Source organism: Streptomyces sp. NPDC033845, assembly GCF_055576225.1.
This window is the reverse complement of the sequence record NZ_JBVIRI010000002.1, coordinates 196,005-212,216: the sequence shown is the minus strand read 5'-3', so window position 1 is coordinate 212,216 and position 16,212 is coordinate 196,005. Positions and strand designations below refer to the sequence as shown.

Genomic DNA, 16,212 nt, shown 5'->3' with positions numbered 1-16,212 from the left:
TCTTTCCCCATTCGAACAATCGCGGAGTTCAGCGCCGTATCGCCACGGCGAACGAAAGATCTGCCTCCGAGCGAACCCACACCGGTACCGGTTCGCCTCGGTGCGAGGCGATCAGCCCGGCACCCGTCCGTTCGAGTCCGATGCGCCAGAACACGAACTCCCCCAGGGTGCCGAGGACGTTCAGGGCCTTGAAGGCGGCTTCCTTGGCGACGAAGAGATCACGTGCGGTGTACTCCCCGGCGGGCGGGAGCAGTCGGTGCCGCTCCCGCTCCCGCAGGACGAACCGGGCCGCCCGGGGTGTGACGGCCGCGCTCTCGATGTCGACGCCGACGGCTTCGGCGCCGGGGACGACCACCGCGACCGCCAGCCGGTCGGTGTGGGAGATCGAACCGGCGAATCCCGGTGGGAAGCGGGGCCGCCCGCCGGGTTCGCGGGGCACGGTCAGCTCGGGCGAACCGGCCGAGGCCAGGGCCTCCGCGGCCGCCCGGCGGCCGGCCGCGGACTGCTCGGCCGGCCCGTGGGGCGCGGGTACCGGACGGAAGGAGATCCTCACGTCCGGTCCGAGGCCCTCGGGAGGGTCCGGCCGCGCGGCCACCGGGTGTCCCCGTGCCTTCAGCGCACGGCCAGGACGTGGCCCGCCAGCGAGTCGATCGAGCGGAGCACCTCCGGCTGGACGTCGTCGTCCCACTCGAACCCGAACGCGTCCTCCATCGCCACCAGCAGGCTGACCAGTCCGGTGGAGGGCAGCCCCGCCTCGCGCAGCGACACGGAGTCGGAGACCCCGTCGGCGAAGCGCTCACCGCCGAACAGTTCGACCAGCAGCTCACGGATCCGCCGCCGGATCGCGGCCTCGGTACCGGTGTCGGTCCCGGACTTCGGGTCAGACACGCGATTCCACTTCTTCGACGAGCTTGATGATGACCGTCTGGAAGCCCTCGGGGTCGTCCAGGAACGGCACGTGGCCGGCGTTCGGGACGATCTCGGCGCGGCCGTCCGGGAAGAGGGCGGCCACGTCGCGGGCCCGCTGCGGGCTGAGCAGGATGTCGTCGTCGCCGACGTAGATGACGGTGGGCTGGGTGACCCGGGCCAGCAGTTCGGAGCTGGGGTCGCCGGTGATGGCGCGCGCCAGGCCGTTGGCCAGGTCCTCGGCGGAGGACATCGCGAGGAAGCTCTCGCGGAAGCCGAGGAAGCCGGGGGTGCCGCCCTCCTCGTTCATCTCGCCGCTGACCACCTCGGCGTAGATCTGGTTGTAGAGGCCGGCCATGCCGTGGTCCTTCAGGGTCAGCGCCCAGGACTTGTTCAGCATGCGGTGGCGGCGCATGTTCTTGGTGCCGAAGACCGGTCCGGCCAGCACCAGGCCCTTGACCCGGTCGGGGTGGGCGATGGCCAGGTCGCGGGCGAGCTGGGTGGAGGCGGAGGTGCCGACCAGATAGGTCGACTCGATGCCCAGGGCGTCGAGGAGTCCGATGACGTCCTCGGCGTGCTCCTCCCAGGTGGGCTCCTCCGCGTGGTGCGAGGACCGGCCGTGGTTGGCCATGTCGTAGCTGATGACGCGGTGGTTCTCCACCAGCGCCTCCACGTGGGCCCGCCAGAACGGGGCGGTGATGAAGAAGTTGTTGAGCAGGGTGATGGCCGGGCCCTCGCCGTTGGACTCGTAGTAGAGCTCGACGCCCTCCCGGGTGCGTATCCGCTCGGTGCCCTCCTGGTACGACAGGTCGTACGGGCCCTGGATCTCGCTGGTCTCGCTGGTCGCGTTGTCCGACATGGCTGGTTTCCTTCCTAGTTGCTGGCGAGTGCGGCGCCCGGGAGGACACCCGCGAATCCGGCGACCACGTCGGCCGCGGAGATCTCCTGGGAGACGGCGCCGCAGGACTGCCCGCAGTACAGCGCCATCTCCTCGATGCGGCCGGTGGTCGCGGTGGTCGGCACGGCGGAGCTGAACCGCGGGACCAGATAGGGCCGGCCCTCGACGACGGTCCGGCCGATGAACTTCTTGGGCTGGTCGGGGTCGGCGGTGACGGCGGTGGCCAGCACCCGGTGCCGGCGGCCGGTCCAGCCGATCTCGTACACGTCGGTGATCACGGTGTCGGTCTCGTCGGCGGCGAGGACCGCCGATTTGAACCGGCCGTGGGCCCGTGACTCGTGGGCGACGACGAAGGCGGTGCCGAGGAGCACCCCGTCCGCTCCGGCGGCCAGGGCCCGGTCGGCCTCGATCGGGGAGCCGATGCCGCCGGCGCCGACGATGCAGGCCTCGGGGAGCCGGTCGCGGAGTTCGGCGACCAGTTCGTCGCGCAGCGAGTGCCCGAGGAGGTGGCCGCCGGCCTCGGTGCCCTGGGCGACGACCACGGCGCCGAGTTCGGCGGCCCGCAGTCCGTCCTCCACGGTCCCGATCTGGACCACCAGGTGCCGGCCGGCCGCCCGGACCCGGTCGAAGACCGCGTCCTCGGGCATGCCGAACAGGGACACGTACACGCGTCGCGGGGTCTCGGCGAGGACCTGGGCCAGCTGGAGGTCGAGCTCCTCGGGGCCGACCACCTCGGGGATCAGGTTCACGCCGACGGGCCGGTCGGTGCCCCGGACCAGCCGGTCCAGCAGGGCGGACAGCTGGTCGCCGACCAGTTTGTAGCCGCCGGCGCAGCCGCCCGCCCCGGCCTCGGACACCGCGCACGCCAGCTCGGCCCCGGCGACCCCGCCCATGCCCGACTGGAGCAGGCTCACGTCCAGGTCGAGCACTCCTGCCAGCGTGGACCGCATCAGCGCAGGCTTTCGAGTGCCGACACGGCGGCCTCGGCGCTGCCGAACCGCTCGGTCAGGGTGTGCACCCAGCGCTCCAGGCCGAAGGCCAGGCAGCTGGTGTGGGCGGTGTCCCCGCCGGCCTGGATCTCGCAGCGCTCGCCGAAGAAGTTCCGGTGGTAGTTGACGGAGCCGATGGCCAGCCCGTTGACGGTGAACTCCTCCTTCACCGGGAACAGGCGCTGCATCTTCGCCTTGCCGCCGTTCTTGTCGAAGAACGGGTCGGTGGCGACCTCCAGCCTGAGGTCCAGGCCGAGTTCGGAGCACAGCCCGGTGACGGCCTCCTTGGCGCGGAGCAGGTGGCTCTTGGCCCCTTCCTCCGGTCCGACGAAGACGATCTCCCGCATGGAGAAGCCGAGCAGCCGCTGGAGGCCCTGGTAGTGGTCCTCGTTGCGGAAGCAGGTGCCGACCGTGGTGCGCAGGGTGCCCTCGGCGGGCAGGGCGGAGCCGGCCAGGTCCAGATAGATGGAGTAGCAGGCCGCGGAGGGGAGCGCGAACGCGGTCGGCTCCATCACCTCGGTGGGCATCCGCTCGACCGGGCGCTCGGCTCCGGCGAGGTGCTTGCCGAGCCGTTCCGGGTCGAGCCGGGTGGCGGCCAGGCCCAGGTGCGGGAAGTTGTCGTAGTAGTCGAAGGTGTCCAGGTCCTTGCAGCGCATCAGGAACGGGAACCGGAACTCCGGTGCCTCCCACTCCTCGGCCCAGCGCAGGACCAGCGCGTCGAAGGCGCGCAGCAGCCGGAGCTGGCCGCCGTTCAGAACGCCGAGGCCGTTGTCGGTGACTGTGGTCATCGCGCCGCTTCCTTCTTGAAGAATCGCGCTTCGAGAGCGTCGAGGGTGCGGAAGTCGTCCAGGTCCAGGTCTTCCGGATCGATGGGCTCGCCGGTCAGTTCTTCCAGCAGGAAGATGAACTCGACGAAGGCCAGGGAGTTGATGGCCCGGCTGTCGATCAGGTCCAGGTCGTTGGTCAGTCCGTCGAGCTTGGGGTTGCGCTGGAGGATGAACTCCTGGAGCGCCTGCATCTTGTCGCTCATCGCTTGATCGTTTCCCTGCCTACGCCTGCCCGGGACAGGAACTTCCGGGTCCGCTTCAGTACGGCCTCGTGCGCTTCGTTCCGGGCCGGGTGCTCCAGCGCGCGCCGGCGCAGCGCGAGCGCGTCCGGGATGCCGGCGTCGCGGTAGGCGGCCGGGTTGTAGAGGGTGCCGATGCTGTACTGGAGGTAGTTCTCCAGGTACTCGGCGACGATCGGCGCCTCGTCGGGGTCGCGCTTGACGACCTGGCCCAGCAGGTTGGTGAAGATCATCCGGCCGAAGGCCACGTGCCGGCTCTCGTCCTGGTGGTGCACCCGGTTGATCTCCCGGGCGATGTGCGGCAGCGTCTGGTCGGTCGCCATGTACGCGTTGAAGTAGTCGACGATCTCCTCGAAGATGAGGATCCGCGCGAAGACGATGAGCTCGCGGGCCACCGGGGACAGGTGCTCCACCGAGTCGGCCTTCAGCGTGGGCTGGGCCGGGTAGAGCTTGCCGCCGTAGCGCAGGCAGAACTGCGCGAAGAACCACATGTGCTCGTTTTCCTCACCGATGAAGTGGTGGAGGAACTCGGATACATCCGCGTAGGTACGGTCGTGGATGCGCATCACGACCTCGCTCATCAGCTCGCGGATGCCGTGGATGTTGAGGCTGAAGAAGTTGATCGCCTCGAAGCGGGTCAGGGCGATCTGCTGCTCGCGCGTCAGCTCGTCCCACATCGGCGTCCCGGCCAGCGTGGTCAGGCTCTCGCTCATCCACGGCATATCCGGCTCGATCGTGTCGGGCCAGTCGAACATCGTGTACGGGTTGTAGTAGCCGGATTCGGCCATGTTCTCCAACCGGTCCAGTTCGAGGACAACCGGTTCGATTTCACGTACCGCCATTTTTTTGCTCGTCCTTCCAAACGCAGTGCTGAGAGATTTCGACTTCAGCGGATTCAGCGAGTCGACGCGTTCGGCGCGTCAGCGCGCGGCGCGGATGTCCGCACGCACATGGACCGGCAGCCGTGAACCACATTCGTGATGGCCGAAGGATGCGTTACCGGCGGCGGTGGACGGGATGACCTTGTTGTAGATCGACCCGATGCACAGCTCCTGGAAGTCCCCGGTGTCGGGGGACAGTCGTGCGGCCAGTTGGGCCTTGGCGATGTCGATGGTCTTGAGGGATCCGTCCTCGTCCTCGACCTCCACACAGGCGTGCGGCAGGTCGAGGGCCCCGCCGAGCACTCCGCAGAACCAGCCGCGCTTCGCCTCGGCCCGGTAACCGGCGGCCCGGAACCGCTCGGCCAGCAGCAGACTGGCGGCGATGCAGCTGGTCGCCCCGAGGTCGTGCACCAGCCGGTAGTCGGCCTGCATGGCGACGGGGATCATCTGCCAGCGGTAGCCCGCGCCGAGGTAGTCGCGGGTCAGACCGCGCAGTTCGGCGGAGACCAGCGGGGTGCGGGCACCCGTGGTGGTGATCGTCGCCGCGTACTCGGCCGTCCCCGCGCTCGGCCCCGGCGCGGCCCCGCCGACCACGGTCCCGCCGAACCGGCCGTCGGGGGCCTCGAACCGCCAGGGCGCGGCCCCCTCGCACTCGGGGCACTCCAGCTCGACCCGGAAGTCCCAGGTCTTCGGACGCAGCAGGTCCTCGACGGAACGGCCGGCGAACCGGAACAGCATGCGGAACGTCAACTCGGGCTGCGTATTCGACTTCTGCGAATACATTCCGAGGTTGTACAGGTCGTTGGCGTCGAAATAGCGCACGCCCGCCCGGTCCTCGTAGGGCAGACCCGAGTCCACCAGTCTTTCGATCTCGGTCGCATCGCAGCGCAGCATCTCCTGCGCCGCCGACTCCGGCTGGGTCTTGCTGGAATATTCGGCGGGAATGAATTCGATGGAATCCGCCACCTTTTCCCAGGGCGTATCCGAGGATACAGTTCGATCTGGCACAGCCTATCCCTCCAGGAAAACGAGCGCCCTGCCGAATCTGCGGAACGAACCTGACGTTATCAGCCGGAGATCGCACCGCAACAGATTAACTTCGCATACGTCCCCATGCGTTTTGCATATACGGAATGGAGAAATCAATGCCGGGCGGCCGCGGTGACCGCGTTCAGCTCGCCGCTCTGGTAGCGCCGCTTGCACTCCCGGCGCTGCACCTTCCCGCTGGAGGTCTTCGGCAGCGATCCGCGCCGGACCACCAGGACCTCGTCCGGGGTGATCCGGTGCCGTTCCCGCACGGCGTCGAAGACCCGCCGGCGCACGCTCTCCGCGCCCGCCGAGTTGAGGAGCCGTCCGTCGGCCTCGACGACCAGGACCAGCCGCTCCCGCTCCCCGTCCTCGCAGGAGAACGCGCCCACGCTGTTCGGGTGCAGCCCCGGCACCGCGCGCTCGGCCGACAGCTCGAAGTCCTGCGGGTAGTGGTTGCGGCCCTTGCGGATGATGACGTCCTTGAGCCGCCCGGTGACGTACAGCTCGCCCTGGAGGAGGAACCCGAGGTCGCCGGTCCGCAGATGGGTCCCGTCCGGGGCGTCCTCCCCCGCGATGCGGGCCCGGAACGTCTCCTCGCTCAGCTCGGGGCGCCCCAGGTAACCGGCACCCACACAGGGCCCGTTGATCCAGATCTCGCCGACCCGCCCGTCCGGCAGGACCCGCAGGGTGGCCGGGTCCACGATCCGGATCCGGGTCCGCCCGACCGTACCGCCGTTGCCGACCAGCGGCACGGCCCCCGCCTCCTCCTCGCCGACCTCCCGCACCGTGCCGTCGCGCAGCACCTCGGCGGACACCCACAGCGCGGCCGGCAGCCGCTCCGGCGAGCACCCGGTGGTCTTGAGGGTGTTCTCCGCCAGCCCGTAACCGGGGCACATCGCGCGGGGGTTGAACCCGTACGGCGCGAACGCCTCGGTGAAGGACCGGATTCCGGACCAGCGCACCGGCTCGGCGCCGTTGGCCGCCACCCGCCAGCGGGACAGGTCGCCGACCGAGTGGGCCTTGCCGTCCGCAGCGGCCCGCGCGCACAGCTCGTACGCGAAGCTGGGCGCGGCGGCGTGCGTTCCACCGAACCGGGCCAGTGCCTCCAGCCAGCGGAGCGGGCGGCGGATGAACGCCTCGGGGGCCATCAGATAGGAGGGGATGCCCGCCCACAGCGGCAGCACGATCCCGAAGAGCATGCCCATGTCGTGGAAGAGCGGCAGCCAGCTGACCACCGTGCCGTCCGGCTCGCACGGGCAGGCCTCGTCGGTCTCGGCCACGTTGGCGAGGAAGTTGGCGTGGGTGACCATCACCCCCTTGGGGTCCCCGGTGGACCCCGAGGTGTACTGGAGCAGCGCGGTGTCCCCGGGCCCGGGCAGCGGCGGCTCGACCGCGTCCGCCGGATAGTCGAGGGTGTCGGTGGCCAGCAGGGTGAGCCCGGCCAGCGCCGGCATGTCCCCGAAGTTCTCCCGCACCTCGCGGGCGACCTCGGCGGTGGTCAGCACGGTGGTGGTACCGGCGTCGTCGGCGATCCGCCGCAGCCGCTCCACCTCGTCGCGGCGCCGGGGCACCTGCACGGGGGCACTGGCCACCCGCCCGTACATGCAGCCGAGCAGGGTCCTGACGAACTCCAGACCGGTGGGGTACATCAGCACGGCGTTCCGGCCGGCCAGCCCCGCCGCCGCGAAGGCGGCGGCCCGGCGGCCGGCCAGTTCATGGAGCTCCCGGTAGGTGAGTCTCTCGTGCGGTTCCTCGCCGTCGAGCAGGAACACGTAGGCGATCTCGTCGGGTTGCTTCACGCTGCGCAGCCGCAGCGCGTCGGGGAGGGTGCGCACGTCCACGGTCGAATGCGGTCCGGCGGTGCTCACGGTCAGATCTCCTTTGGGCCGGTCGTGGTGCACAGGGGCGGGTGGTCGCGGGAGGGGTCGGGGACGGGTACGGGGTCGGAGGCGGAGACGGGAGTGGGGGTGCGGGTGGGGGGCGAAGCCGGGTCGGCGGCCGGGGCGGCGGCCGGGGCGGAGTCGTGGTCCTTGCGGTCCGGCACCGGGGCGGAGGTCAGCATCCGGTCCACCTCGGCGAGCACCTCGTCCGTCGCCCGGGCGGCGGCCGGGACCACATCGGCCAGCAGCAGGTAGCCGTGCACCAGCCCCGGGCCCGGCACATGGCGTACGGGGACTCCGGCGGCGGCCAGTCGGGCGGCCAGCGCGGTCCCGTCGTCGTGCAGACCGTCGAACTCGGCGGTGCCGATCACCGTCGGCGGCAGCCCCCGGTGGTCGGCGTTCAGCAGGTCGACGGCCGGGTCCCGGCGGTGCCGCGGATCCGGCACGTACTGCTCGTAGTACCAGCGCAGGTCGTCGGCGTCCGCCAGGTACCCGGATCCGTACGCCCGCATGGAAGCGGAGCTCATGGACGGATCGGCCGGCGGGTAGACCAGCAGTTGGGCGGCGAACTCGATCTCGCCGCGGTCGCGCTGGTGCAGGGCGATGCCCACGGACAGGCTGGCCCCGGCGCTGTCCCCGGCGATGACGTGGGCCCGTCCGGGGAACGAGCCCTCGGCCCACTCGGCCGCGGCGATCCCGTCCAGGAGCGGTCCGGGGTAGGGGTGTTCGGGGGCGAGCCGGTAGTCCACCGAGACCACGACCGCGCCGAGGGCCGCGGCGATGCGGCGGCACACCCCGTCGTGGGTGTCGACGTCGCCGACCATCCAGCCGCCGCCGTGGAGGAAGGTCACCAGCCGGCCCCGGTCCTGGAGCGGGAGGTAGGTCCGCACCCGGAAACCGCCGTCCGCGACCTCGATCCGCCGGTCCGCGACCGAGGCGACCGGTTCCGGGGCGGCGTTGCCCCGGGTGCCGGCCGCGCTGTCGGCGTAGCGACGGCGCAGTTCGGCCGCGGTGAGCTCGCGCGCCGGTGCCGGCCGGTCGGCGGCCTGCCAGTGGATCAGCGCGCGGATGAAACGGTCCATGGGCACGGGACTCTCCTCGGGTCACGCACCGGCGACGGATTCGCGGTTCGAACCCGCGGAGCCGGTGGTGCGGGATACACGGATACGGCGGGCGGGCGGGCCGGCCGGCGGGCGCGCCGAGGCGGCAGGCACACCTCGGCCACGCCTTGGCCGGGCCCCGATCGGGCCACCGGCCGGGTCACGGCCGGGTCGGGGTCCGTCGCCACCGGCCCGGGATTCGGGCATCCCGGCGGATCCGGTCGGCCGGGTGGGTGGGTACGAGGGGTGCGCCGGGCGTGCCGGAGCGGCGCGGCGGTGGGATGGGCGCGCCGTGCGGCGCGGCGCGGCCCGCCGCCGCGCGTCCTTGCGCGGCGCGGGCGGCCGGGCGGTAGTCGGCAGGGCGGCCGGCCGGCTCCGGTGGCGACGGCGGCACCTCAGCTGCCGGCGGTGTTCCTCCGGACGCGGGCCGCCCGCCGCGGTGGAGTCGGGTCGGTCCGGAGAACGGGGCGGGGTGCCGCCACCCCGCGTGCCACGACACCGGTACGGGCGGGGGCGGCGGGCCCGGGGGCAGGCCCCGGGCCGGTCAGACCGGTGGGAAGGGGCGCGGGTGGGCGCGCTCGCGCGGCGCCCGCACCGGCACCGGTGAAGGCACCGGCGCCGCCCCGGTGGTGGTCCCCCCGGTCACTCCGTGACGTCGGCCGGCAGCGCGAAGTCGGTGGTGATCTCGGTCCAGTCGGGCACCGAGAGGATCTCGACCACGGCGGCGGTGACGGAGTATCCGCCGCCGGTGCCGACGAGGAGCACATGGTCGCCCGGGCTGACCTCCTTGGTCTCCACCAGACGGGCCACGGCCGCGGTGAGGTCGCCGGCACCCAGGTGGCCGGTGAGCCGGCCCCAGTCCCACAGAGTGCGCTCGACCGGGATGCCCAGCGGCTTGAAGAACTGGACCTCCATCATCATGTGCCCCATGTTGGGCAGCAGGATCCGGGCGAAGTCCTCCAGCTCGTGGCCGGTCTTCGCGAGCACCGAGCGGACGGTCTTGAGCAGGGCCTCCTCGGCCCGCTGGAGGACCGACTCGACGCCGACCTCCTCCAGGTAGGACTTCTTCGGCGTGCGCAGGTTCTCGTCGACGACCACCCCGTACGCGCTGGTGAACGGGTCGGTGCCGCGGTGCAGCGGCTCCAGGGTGGCGTCGGTGTGCGAGGCGATGGCGTGGATCCGGGCGAAACCACCGGTGGTGGAGAGCACCATGGCCGTGGAGCCGTCGCCGAAGACGATGCCGTAGGAGCCGCGCCACCGGTCGAAGCCGGGGGGACAGAACCGGTCCGCGGTGGTGACCAGGGCGTGCTGCGCCCGGCCGGTCTCCAGCTGGGCCATCGCCAGGTCGATCGCGGCCATGCCGCCGTTGGACATGCCCTCCACGTTCACCGAGAAGGCGTCGGCGATGCCGAGTTCGCGCTGGATGTAGGGCGCGGAGTTCCAGTGGTGGTCGCGGCCCTGGTGGTAGATCGAGGCGTGCACGATCAGGTCGACCTGGTCGCCGACCACGTCGGCGGCGCGTTCGAGGGCCTTGCGCCCGGCTATCGCGCCCATGTCCGGAACACTGATCTCGTCCGAGGCGACCGGCAGGCAGGGGATGTTGTTGACGGTGTTGTCGTCGGCGGGGTACTTGCCGGCAGCCACCGCTTCGCCCGCCGATTCCGCGGACGGAATCCAGGCCGCGGCCGACGTGATGTAGACAGGGGTGCTCATTGCCTAACTTCCTCCGAGGTCGATGCCCGTCGAGTAGCAGATTCCGGTCGGTGAAAGGCTCGGCGACCCGGGTCAGTGGGATCGCGAACGCTCCATCGGAATAATCCCCACGCTACCGCGTCGGCCCCGATCGCCCGCACATGCATTTCTCATGACTTGGAGTTAATACTGCACGCGAGCAGGGCCGTTGTGGCCATCAATTGGAGCTTACCCATCGGTAGCGATCTCGGGAAGGCCCGCCGAATCGCCACCCGGCCGCCGTCGACTATTTCCCCTTCGCCGATGTCATGGGAATGCCCGGGAACTCGTGGGACAGCGGGCACCGCATAGAGAAGGGCCTGACGATGCGTGCGTGACTGTCGGCGAGTGGTGTGGCGCAGGTGGCCCGTGGGTGCTCCACCTGTGGTACGGCCGCGACTCCGTCGCGCACCACCGGGTCCCCCAACTGGCGTACGTCAGACCGGTCCTGTGGGCGCGAGAGCGCACGCGGGCGCACGGGGGCGGCCGCCATGACCCTTCAGGGCCTCGATCCGCCCCGCAGGGATCGATCGCGCACATCACGCTTCCCTCCCTTTTGAAACGCGTGCGAATATAACCCTACCCGGGTCGAGGCCGACGCGCTCTCAGGTTCGGGCCGCGGAGCCATGCCCGACTCGCGGCTCCCGCAAGCATATTGACGCACCGTCACGAGCGGTGTGCGGAGGGTGGTGATGGCGTGATTCCGACGGAAGTCGGCGCAGTAGCCCCGGGTCGCCACGCGGGGGGCGCCGGGGTCCGGCCGTCGCGGGGGCCGTTTCGGGGCCGGCCGCACCCCCACTCCCACACGCCGCGGCGCACGCGGGCGGCTCCCGACCGGGCGTGACCGCCGGCGCGAAGCACCTCTTCGGACGCACGCCGGGGCAGGTCCGGGGGCGGGTTAGGGTGCACTATCCACGGGTGCTTGTGCACGCCGAGGAGGAGAGGTGACAATCAGCCGGGCCACGGCTAACGTGTGTTTCGGGTGCATCTTACGGTTGAAAATGCGAGGGAAACGTGCTCAGTCAACTATTGGCTGGTGGTTTGCTCAGAGGTTTCAACGCGCCCGTTTCCATGCGCGGACGGCCCCCGACCTCAGGTCACGCCGCAAACCTCAAAGCATCCTCAAAAGCAATTGATCCGACCCACACCCCTGGCTAACCTCTGTCGCGGCTCGAACGGCAGCGGAAACGGCCACCGCTTTTCACCCGAATCCCGTATCGCGCAAACATGTTTGCCGATTGCTCACGCCTGCGGGACACCACCTTGCGCTCCATTCGGGAAGCGCATCTCTTTCTGCTGAATGCACCCCGCCTATGGGAGAGATGGAGGAGAGAAATGGAGGCCGGACCCATGGACTCCGATATTTTTACCACGGGTGGGATGTACAGGGAACCCGGCGGTTCGTCTATATCCGGGAGTATAGAAAAAACGCGTTCATTACATGCGGCGCATCCGGACTTACCGGACCGGAACCGGCGACCCTCCGCACCTCAGGCACCGTCGAGCGACACCCGGACCCCGGGCCGCGCTCCGGGCCGCCCCCGCGAGCACCCTCACGACCACCTTCCGGGCCATCGGCCGGCGGGGGCGGACGAAGGACCGGATCAGGACCGGTCGGCCGTCCGTCCATCCGCCCATCCGTCAAGGGGAGGTGATGCGCCACCGAGGATACGCCGCCGTGCACAGTCCCCCGGCTGACCACCCCGGACTGAAGGCCCACGGCCCCGACACCTCACCCACTCCGCCGGACACCAATGTTCAGCTCGCGCTTGGTGCGGTGCCCATCGGAGATCGACTGAATTTCGAACGCGAACGGTATTGTCAAGCGCGAGTTGATTGCGGCCCTATGGGGCGTCGAGAAACTACATTGGGGGATCGAGTGGGAATCGATGTATTGGTGTCCGACGACCTGGATCTGTCCCGTTCCGGGCTCACCGCACTGCTTGAGCGGCATGACGAGATACGAGTCGTGGGATCGGCGGACAGCAATCTTGATGCACTGGAGTTCGCCGAGCTGCACCGACCAGACGTGGTCATCATCAGCTTCGAGGGGACGGACAGCGACGCGATCGCGTTCGCCGAGAAGATCGCGGGCCTGCCGGGCTGCCGGAGCCTGCTGCTGGCCACCGCCTTCACCCGCTCCGTGGTCCGGCAGGCCTTCGCCGCCGGGATCGGCGGCATCGTCGAACGCAGCGTGCCGCCCCGGCAGTTCTTCGAGGCGATCCACCGCGTCCACCAGGGGGAACGGGTCTTCGACGCGGAGCTGACGGTGGCCGCTCTGGTGAACGAGGACTGCCCGCTGACCCTGCGGGAGTTCTCCGTCCTGGAGCACGTGTCCCGGGGGGACACGGTCAGCGAGATCGCGGCGCGCTTACACCTCTCGCAGGGGACCGTGCGCAACTACCTCTCGGCCATGGTGGCGAAGCTGGGGGCCCGCAACCGGATCGACGCGCTGCGCATCGCCCGGGACTCCAACTGGATCTGATCCGACCGAGTCCGGTCCGACCGGATCCGAGCCCGGCTCCGCGACACCGCGACACCGCGACCGAATTCACGGGTGACACTATCGCCCGTGAGCGCCTCCGCCCAGTGGCCTTGAGGGACCTTCGAGTTTCCCTCCACCGCCACGGCCGGAGGCGCTTTCACGTTTCAGGAACATGACATCCGGATGGACGCCCGGTGGGGCCCGGACCCCCTGCGGGGCTCTTCGGCCGCGGCCGGCCCGTTGGCCTGAACTCTTCGGTCCCACCCGGCCGGCGCACCCGCCCCGTACGGCCCGTCCACACCCGGCCGCCCCAGCGGTCCCGCGCTCCGTCCCACCCCTCGGGATCCGGCCGCAGCGGCACGTACTGCGCGGATGGACACGGGACTTCCCGGCCGACTCGCGTGCGCAGGTGTTGGCCGATCGGCCGGGATCGAGCAACTGCCTTGATCCACAAGGTTTCTGACGATCCGGCGGGCCTCCGCCGGAATCACGGGGGAAGCGCCGGAAGTTGGCTGGATCGGGTCAAGGCCCACCAGGGAACTCCCTGTTGACGGCCGATCACCGCCGGAAGCCCGATGATACGATCATGACACTTGCGGAGCGGCTGATGGGCGTAAGACGACATCTCCGATCACGGCGGACGTCCGGGCGAAACCCCGGAACGGACGGTCCGCCGGTCCACCCCGCATTGACGGAATTCAGCAACTGACCGTCAGTCGCCTGAAGAGAGTCTTATGACGGATTACACGCAGAACCCAGCGCTCTGGGCCCTCCTCGTCGCCCTCCTCGGCGCGGGAGCCATCATCGTTCGCCAGAGCAGGACGGCACGGGCCCAGCGGCACGAACTCACAGCGGCCAGGGCCCGGTACGCCGACCTTGAGGGCAGCTTCGCAAAATCTGTTGAGGTGGAGAAGGAGCGGGCCCAGGACGCGACCAAGTCCGTGCTGAAGTCCGCCATGCGGACGCTCCAGGGCCTGGCCGCCGAACAGCAGTCGGTCCTCTCCGGACTGCAGAGCAAGTACGGCGAGTCCCTGATCCTCCAGGACCTCCTGGAGATCGACCACACCAACTCCCAGTTCGGCCGGCGCGCCCAGTCCATCGCCGTCCTGTGCGACGGCTGGCTCGGACGGCAGCGCGACATCGCCTCCGTCTACGACGTGGTCCGCAGCGCCCAGGGCCGGATCCGGCACTACCGGCGGGTGGAGATCCTCTCCCAGGTCGACTTCGGCATCACCAGCCGCACCGTCGAACCGGTGGCCCTGGCCCTGGCCGAGCTGCTCGACAACGCCACCAGCTACTCCAGCCCCGACACCGTGGTCGAGATCAACATCCGGACCGTGCCCAAGGGCATCTGCATCGTCGTGGACGACGCCGGCGTCGGCATGAACGACGAGGAGCGGACCAAGGCCGAACGGCTGCTGACCACCGACCGGGTCACCGGGGTGTCCGGGCTCGGCAGCCCCCCGCAGTTCGGGTTCGCGGTGATCGGTGTGCTCGCCGAACGCTTCGGCTTCGAGGTGTCCGTGGACACCAGCTCCCCGTACGGCGGCGTCCGCGCGGTGCTGCTGCTGCCGCACGAGCTGCTCACCGCCATGCCCGAACGCAAGGCGGCGGCGCCCGCCGCCCCCGTCTACGCGACGGACCCGAGCGGCCCCGAGCCCGCCCTGAGCACCTCCTCCACCATCGACGGACTGCCCCGGCGCAGCCGGAAGCGGCCGATGGCCATCGTGCCCGGCGGGACGGGCGGGGCCCCGCCCAACCGGTCCGGCGCGGAAACCGCCGCGATCATCGGGGCCTTCCAGCGGGGCACGCAGTCCGGACGGGCCACCCACACGGGGCCGGCGGACTCAACGAGCACCACACGTGATGCGAGCAGCGAAGGGCATGAGGTCCCGTGAACGACGATCTGTCATGGATGCTTGACAGCGCCTTGGAGATTCCCGGGGCGCTGCACGCGGTCCTGGTATCCGCCGACGGCCTGCTGATGGCCCGGACCAAGGACTTCGGCAAGGACAACGCGGACACGGTCGCGGCCGCCATGAGCGGTGTGCAGTCGCTCAGCCGCTCCCTCGGGTTCTTCATCGAGGCCGGTCACATGCAGTGGCGCCAGACCCTGGTGGAGTTCGACGGCGGCTGGGTCTTCCTGATCTCCGCGGGCGAGGGAGCCTACCTCGGGGTGTCCGCCTCCCCGGACGTGGACATGCAGGACATCACCTTCCGGATGCAGCAGCTCGTCGGCCAGCTCGGCAAGGCCCTGACGACGCCGCCCCGCGAGAACCTGGGTGTCCGCTGATGAGCCGCTATGACGAACTGGAGCCGGAGGCAGCCGATTTAGTCCGCCCGTATGTCATCACCAAGGGGCGCGGGCTGCCCGACGAGGCCCAGCTGTCCCTGATCACCCTGGTCACCGCCGCGGCCGACCAGCAGCAGCGTCCCACCCGGCTCTCGCCGGAGGAGCAGGGTCTGCTGGAGCTGTGCACCGCCGGCTACCTCTCGGTCGCCGAGATCGCGGGGCACACCCGGCTGCCCATGGGTGTGGTGAAGATCCTGCTCTCCGCCCTGACCGAGGGCGGCTACCTGATCACCCGACCGCCCGTGCAGCGGGCCCCGCTCGCCGACCGGCGCATCCTGGAGGAGGTGCTGAATGGACTCCGCACCAAGTTTGGCTGAACCCGCCTACGTCCGCGGCGGGGCGACCCAGACCGCCGTGAAGATCCTGGTGGTCGGTCACTTCGCGGTGGGCAAGACCACGTTCATCGGGGCGATCTCGGAGATCCCCCCGCTGTCCACCGAGGAGACGATGACTCGCGCGGGCGAGTCCTTCGACGACCTCAAGGGCGTCCGGAGCAAGACCACCACCACGGTGGCCATGGACTTCGGCAGGCTGACCATCAGCGACCGGGTGGTGCTGTACCTGTTCGGCACCCCGGGCCAGCAGCGGTTCGTGCAGATGTGGGAGGACATGGCCCGCGGCGCGCTCGGCGCGCTGGTGCTGGTGGACCCCGAGCGGTTGGCGGACTCCTTCGCCGTGATCGACCTCATCGAGCACTACGGCCTCGACTACGCCATCGCGGTCAACCGCTTCGACGGCACCCCCATCCGTGAGGAGCAGGCCCTGCGCGAGGCGCTGGACCTGCTCGATGACACCCCGGTCATCACCTGCGACGCGCGCGACGAGAAGTCGTCCGCCGACGCGCTGATCACACTCGTCCGCTATTTGCTGTACCGCGCTCGCTAGGAGCAAGAG

16 protein-coding genes are annotated in these 16,212 nt (G+C 70.1%); 5 read left to right on the top strand and 11 right to left on the bottom strand.

What is annotated here, in order from left to right:
- Positions 1-28 precede the first annotated feature (28 nt).
- The 11 genes from ACZ50K_RS05050 to ACZ50K_RS05000 form a co-directional block, all read right to left on the bottom strand.
- Positions 29-553 carry a 4'-phosphopantetheinyl transferase superfamily protein gene (locus ACZ50K_RS05050; protein WP_468897629.1) on the bottom strand — a complete coding sequence of 175 codons (525 nt, stop codon included), beginning with the start codon at positions 551-553 and terminating at the stop codon, positions 29-31.
- 59 nt (positions 554-612) lie between these two features.
- Entirely contained in the window at positions 613-888 is a 276-nt protein-coding gene (locus tag ACZ50K_RS05045; protein ID WP_468897626.1) for an acyl carrier protein, read from the bottom strand.
- Complete coding sequence (locus tag ACZ50K_RS05040; RefSeq protein ID WP_468897624.1) at positions 881-1,765, bottom strand: alpha/beta fold hydrolase; 885 nt, start codon at positions 1,763-1,765, stop codon at positions 881-883. The genes ACZ50K_RS05045 and ACZ50K_RS05040 overlap by 8 nt, the downstream gene beginning before the upstream one ends.
- Positions 1,766-1,779: 14 nt before the next feature.
- The gene (locus ACZ50K_RS05035; protein WP_468897622.1) at positions 1,780-2,754 is read right to left on the bottom strand and encodes an NAD(P)H-dependent flavin oxidoreductase; all 975 of its coding nucleotides are present in this window, start codon (positions 2,752-2,754) and stop codon (positions 1,780-1,782) included.
- Entirely contained in the window at positions 2,754-3,581 is an 828-nt protein-coding gene (locus ACZ50K_RS05030; protein ID WP_468897620.1) for a class-II aminoacyl-tRNA synthetase family protein, read from the bottom strand. The genes ACZ50K_RS05035 and ACZ50K_RS05030 overlap by 1 nt, the downstream gene beginning before the upstream one ends.
- Positions 3,578-3,823 carry an acyl carrier protein gene (locus ACZ50K_RS05025; RefSeq protein ID WP_468897618.1) on the bottom strand — a complete coding sequence of 82 codons (246 nt, stop codon included), beginning with the start codon at positions 3,821-3,823 and terminating at the stop codon, positions 3,578-3,580. Before ACZ50K_RS05025 ends, ACZ50K_RS05030 begins: the two co-directional genes overlap by 4 nt.
- Positions 3,820-4,701 (bottom strand): diiron oxygenase, encoded by an 882-nt coding sequence (locus ACZ50K_RS05020; protein WP_468897616.1) that lies wholly within the window; start codon positions 4,699-4,701, stop codon positions 3,820-3,822. The genes ACZ50K_RS05025 and ACZ50K_RS05020 overlap by 4 nt, the downstream gene beginning before the upstream one ends.
- 78 nt (positions 4,702-4,779) lie before the next feature.
- A complete protein-coding gene (locus ACZ50K_RS05015) occupies positions 4,780-5,706 on the bottom strand; it encodes a hypothetical protein (RefSeq protein WP_468897614.1) in 927 nt (308 codons plus the stop codon).
- A 176-nt stretch (positions 5,707-5,882) separates the two neighbouring features.
- A complete protein-coding gene (locus tag ACZ50K_RS05010; protein ID WP_468897612.1) occupies positions 5,883-7,637 on the bottom strand; it encodes a fatty acyl-AMP ligase in 1,755 nt (584 codons plus the stop codon).
- 2 nt (positions 7,638-7,639) lie between these two features.
- The gene (locus ACZ50K_RS05005) at positions 7,640-8,731 is read right to left on the bottom strand and encodes an alpha/beta hydrolase (RefSeq protein WP_468898461.1); all 1,092 of its coding nucleotides are present in this window, start codon (positions 8,729-8,731) and stop codon (positions 7,640-7,642) included.
- Positions 8,732-9,391: 660 nt separating this feature from the next.
- Positions 9,392-10,462 (bottom strand): ketoacyl-ACP synthase III family protein, encoded by a 1,071-nt coding sequence (locus ACZ50K_RS05000; protein WP_468897610.1) that lies wholly within the window; start codon positions 10,460-10,462, stop codon positions 9,392-9,394.
- A 1,915-nt stretch (positions 10,463-12,377) separates the two neighbouring features.
- Here ACZ50K_RS05000 and ACZ50K_RS04995 point away from each other — a divergent pair.
- From ACZ50K_RS04995 to ACZ50K_RS04975, 5 genes are all read left to right on the top strand, one after another.
- Entirely contained in the window at positions 12,378-12,965 is a 588-nt protein-coding gene (locus ACZ50K_RS04995) for a LuxR C-terminal-related transcriptional regulator (RefSeq protein WP_468897607.1), read from the top strand.
- A gap of 734 nt (positions 12,966-13,699) precedes the next feature.
- A complete protein-coding gene (locus ACZ50K_RS04990) occupies positions 13,700-14,863 on the top strand; it encodes a sensor histidine kinase (protein WP_468897604.1) in 1,164 nt (387 codons plus the stop codon).
- Complete coding sequence (locus ACZ50K_RS04985) at positions 14,860-15,258, top strand: roadblock/LC7 domain-containing protein (protein WP_468897601.1); 399 nt, start codon at positions 14,860-14,862, stop codon at positions 15,256-15,258. The genes ACZ50K_RS04990 and ACZ50K_RS04985 overlap by 4 nt, the downstream gene beginning before the upstream one ends.
- The gene (locus ACZ50K_RS04980) at positions 15,258-15,635 is read left to right on the top strand and encodes a DUF742 domain-containing protein (protein ID WP_468897599.1); all 378 of its coding nucleotides are present in this window, start codon (positions 15,258-15,260) and stop codon (positions 15,633-15,635) included. Before ACZ50K_RS04985 ends, ACZ50K_RS04980 begins: the two co-directional genes overlap by 1 nt.
- Positions 15,610-16,203, top strand: coding sequence for a GTP-binding protein (locus ACZ50K_RS04975; RefSeq protein WP_468897597.1), 594 nt, complete (start codon positions 15,610-15,612; stop codon positions 16,201-16,203). The genes ACZ50K_RS04980 and ACZ50K_RS04975 overlap by 26 nt, the downstream gene beginning before the upstream one ends.
- Positions 16,204-16,212: the final 9 nt, after the last annotated feature.

Excerpts from the sequence above, each read along its gene's own strand:
- ACZ50K_RS05040 (WP_468897624.1), bottom strand. The coding sequence starts at position 1,765 with ATGTCGGACAACGCGACCAGCGAGACCAGCGAGATCCAGGGCCCGTAC.
- ACZ50K_RS05035 (WP_468897622.1), bottom strand. The coding sequence starts at position 2,754 with ATGCGGTCCACGCTGGCAGGAGTGCTCGACCTGGACGTGAGCCTGCTC.
- ACZ50K_RS05030 (WP_468897620.1), bottom strand. The coding sequence starts at position 3,581 with ATGACCACAGTCACCGACAACGGCCTCGGCGTTCTGAACGGCGGCCAG.
- ACZ50K_RS05025 (WP_468897618.1), bottom strand. The coding sequence starts at position 3,823 with ATGAGCGACAAGATGCAGGCGCTCCAGGAGTTCATCCTCCAGCGCAAC.
- ACZ50K_RS05020 (WP_468897616.1), bottom strand. The coding sequence starts at position 4,701 with ATGGCGGTACGTGAAATCGAACCGGTTGTCCTCGAACTGGACCGGTTG.
- ACZ50K_RS05005 (WP_468898461.1), bottom strand. The coding sequence starts at position 8,731 with ATGGACCGTTTCATCCGCGCGCTGATCCACTGGCAGGCCGCCGACCGG.
- ACZ50K_RS05000 (WP_468897610.1), bottom strand. The coding sequence starts at position 10,462 with ATGAGCACCCCTGTCTACATCACGTCGGCCGCGGCCTGGATTCCGTCC.
- ACZ50K_RS04990 (WP_468897604.1), top strand. The coding sequence starts at position 13,700 with ATGACGGATTACACGCAGAACCCAGCGCTCTGGGCCCTCCTCGTCGCC.
- ACZ50K_RS04980 (WP_468897599.1), top strand. The coding sequence starts at position 15,258 with ATGAGCCGCTATGACGAACTGGAGCCGGAGGCAGCCGATTTAGTCCGC.
- ACZ50K_RS04975 (WP_468897597.1), top strand. The coding sequence starts at position 15,610 with ATGGACTCCGCACCAAGTTTGGCTGAACCCGCCTACGTCCGCGGCGGG.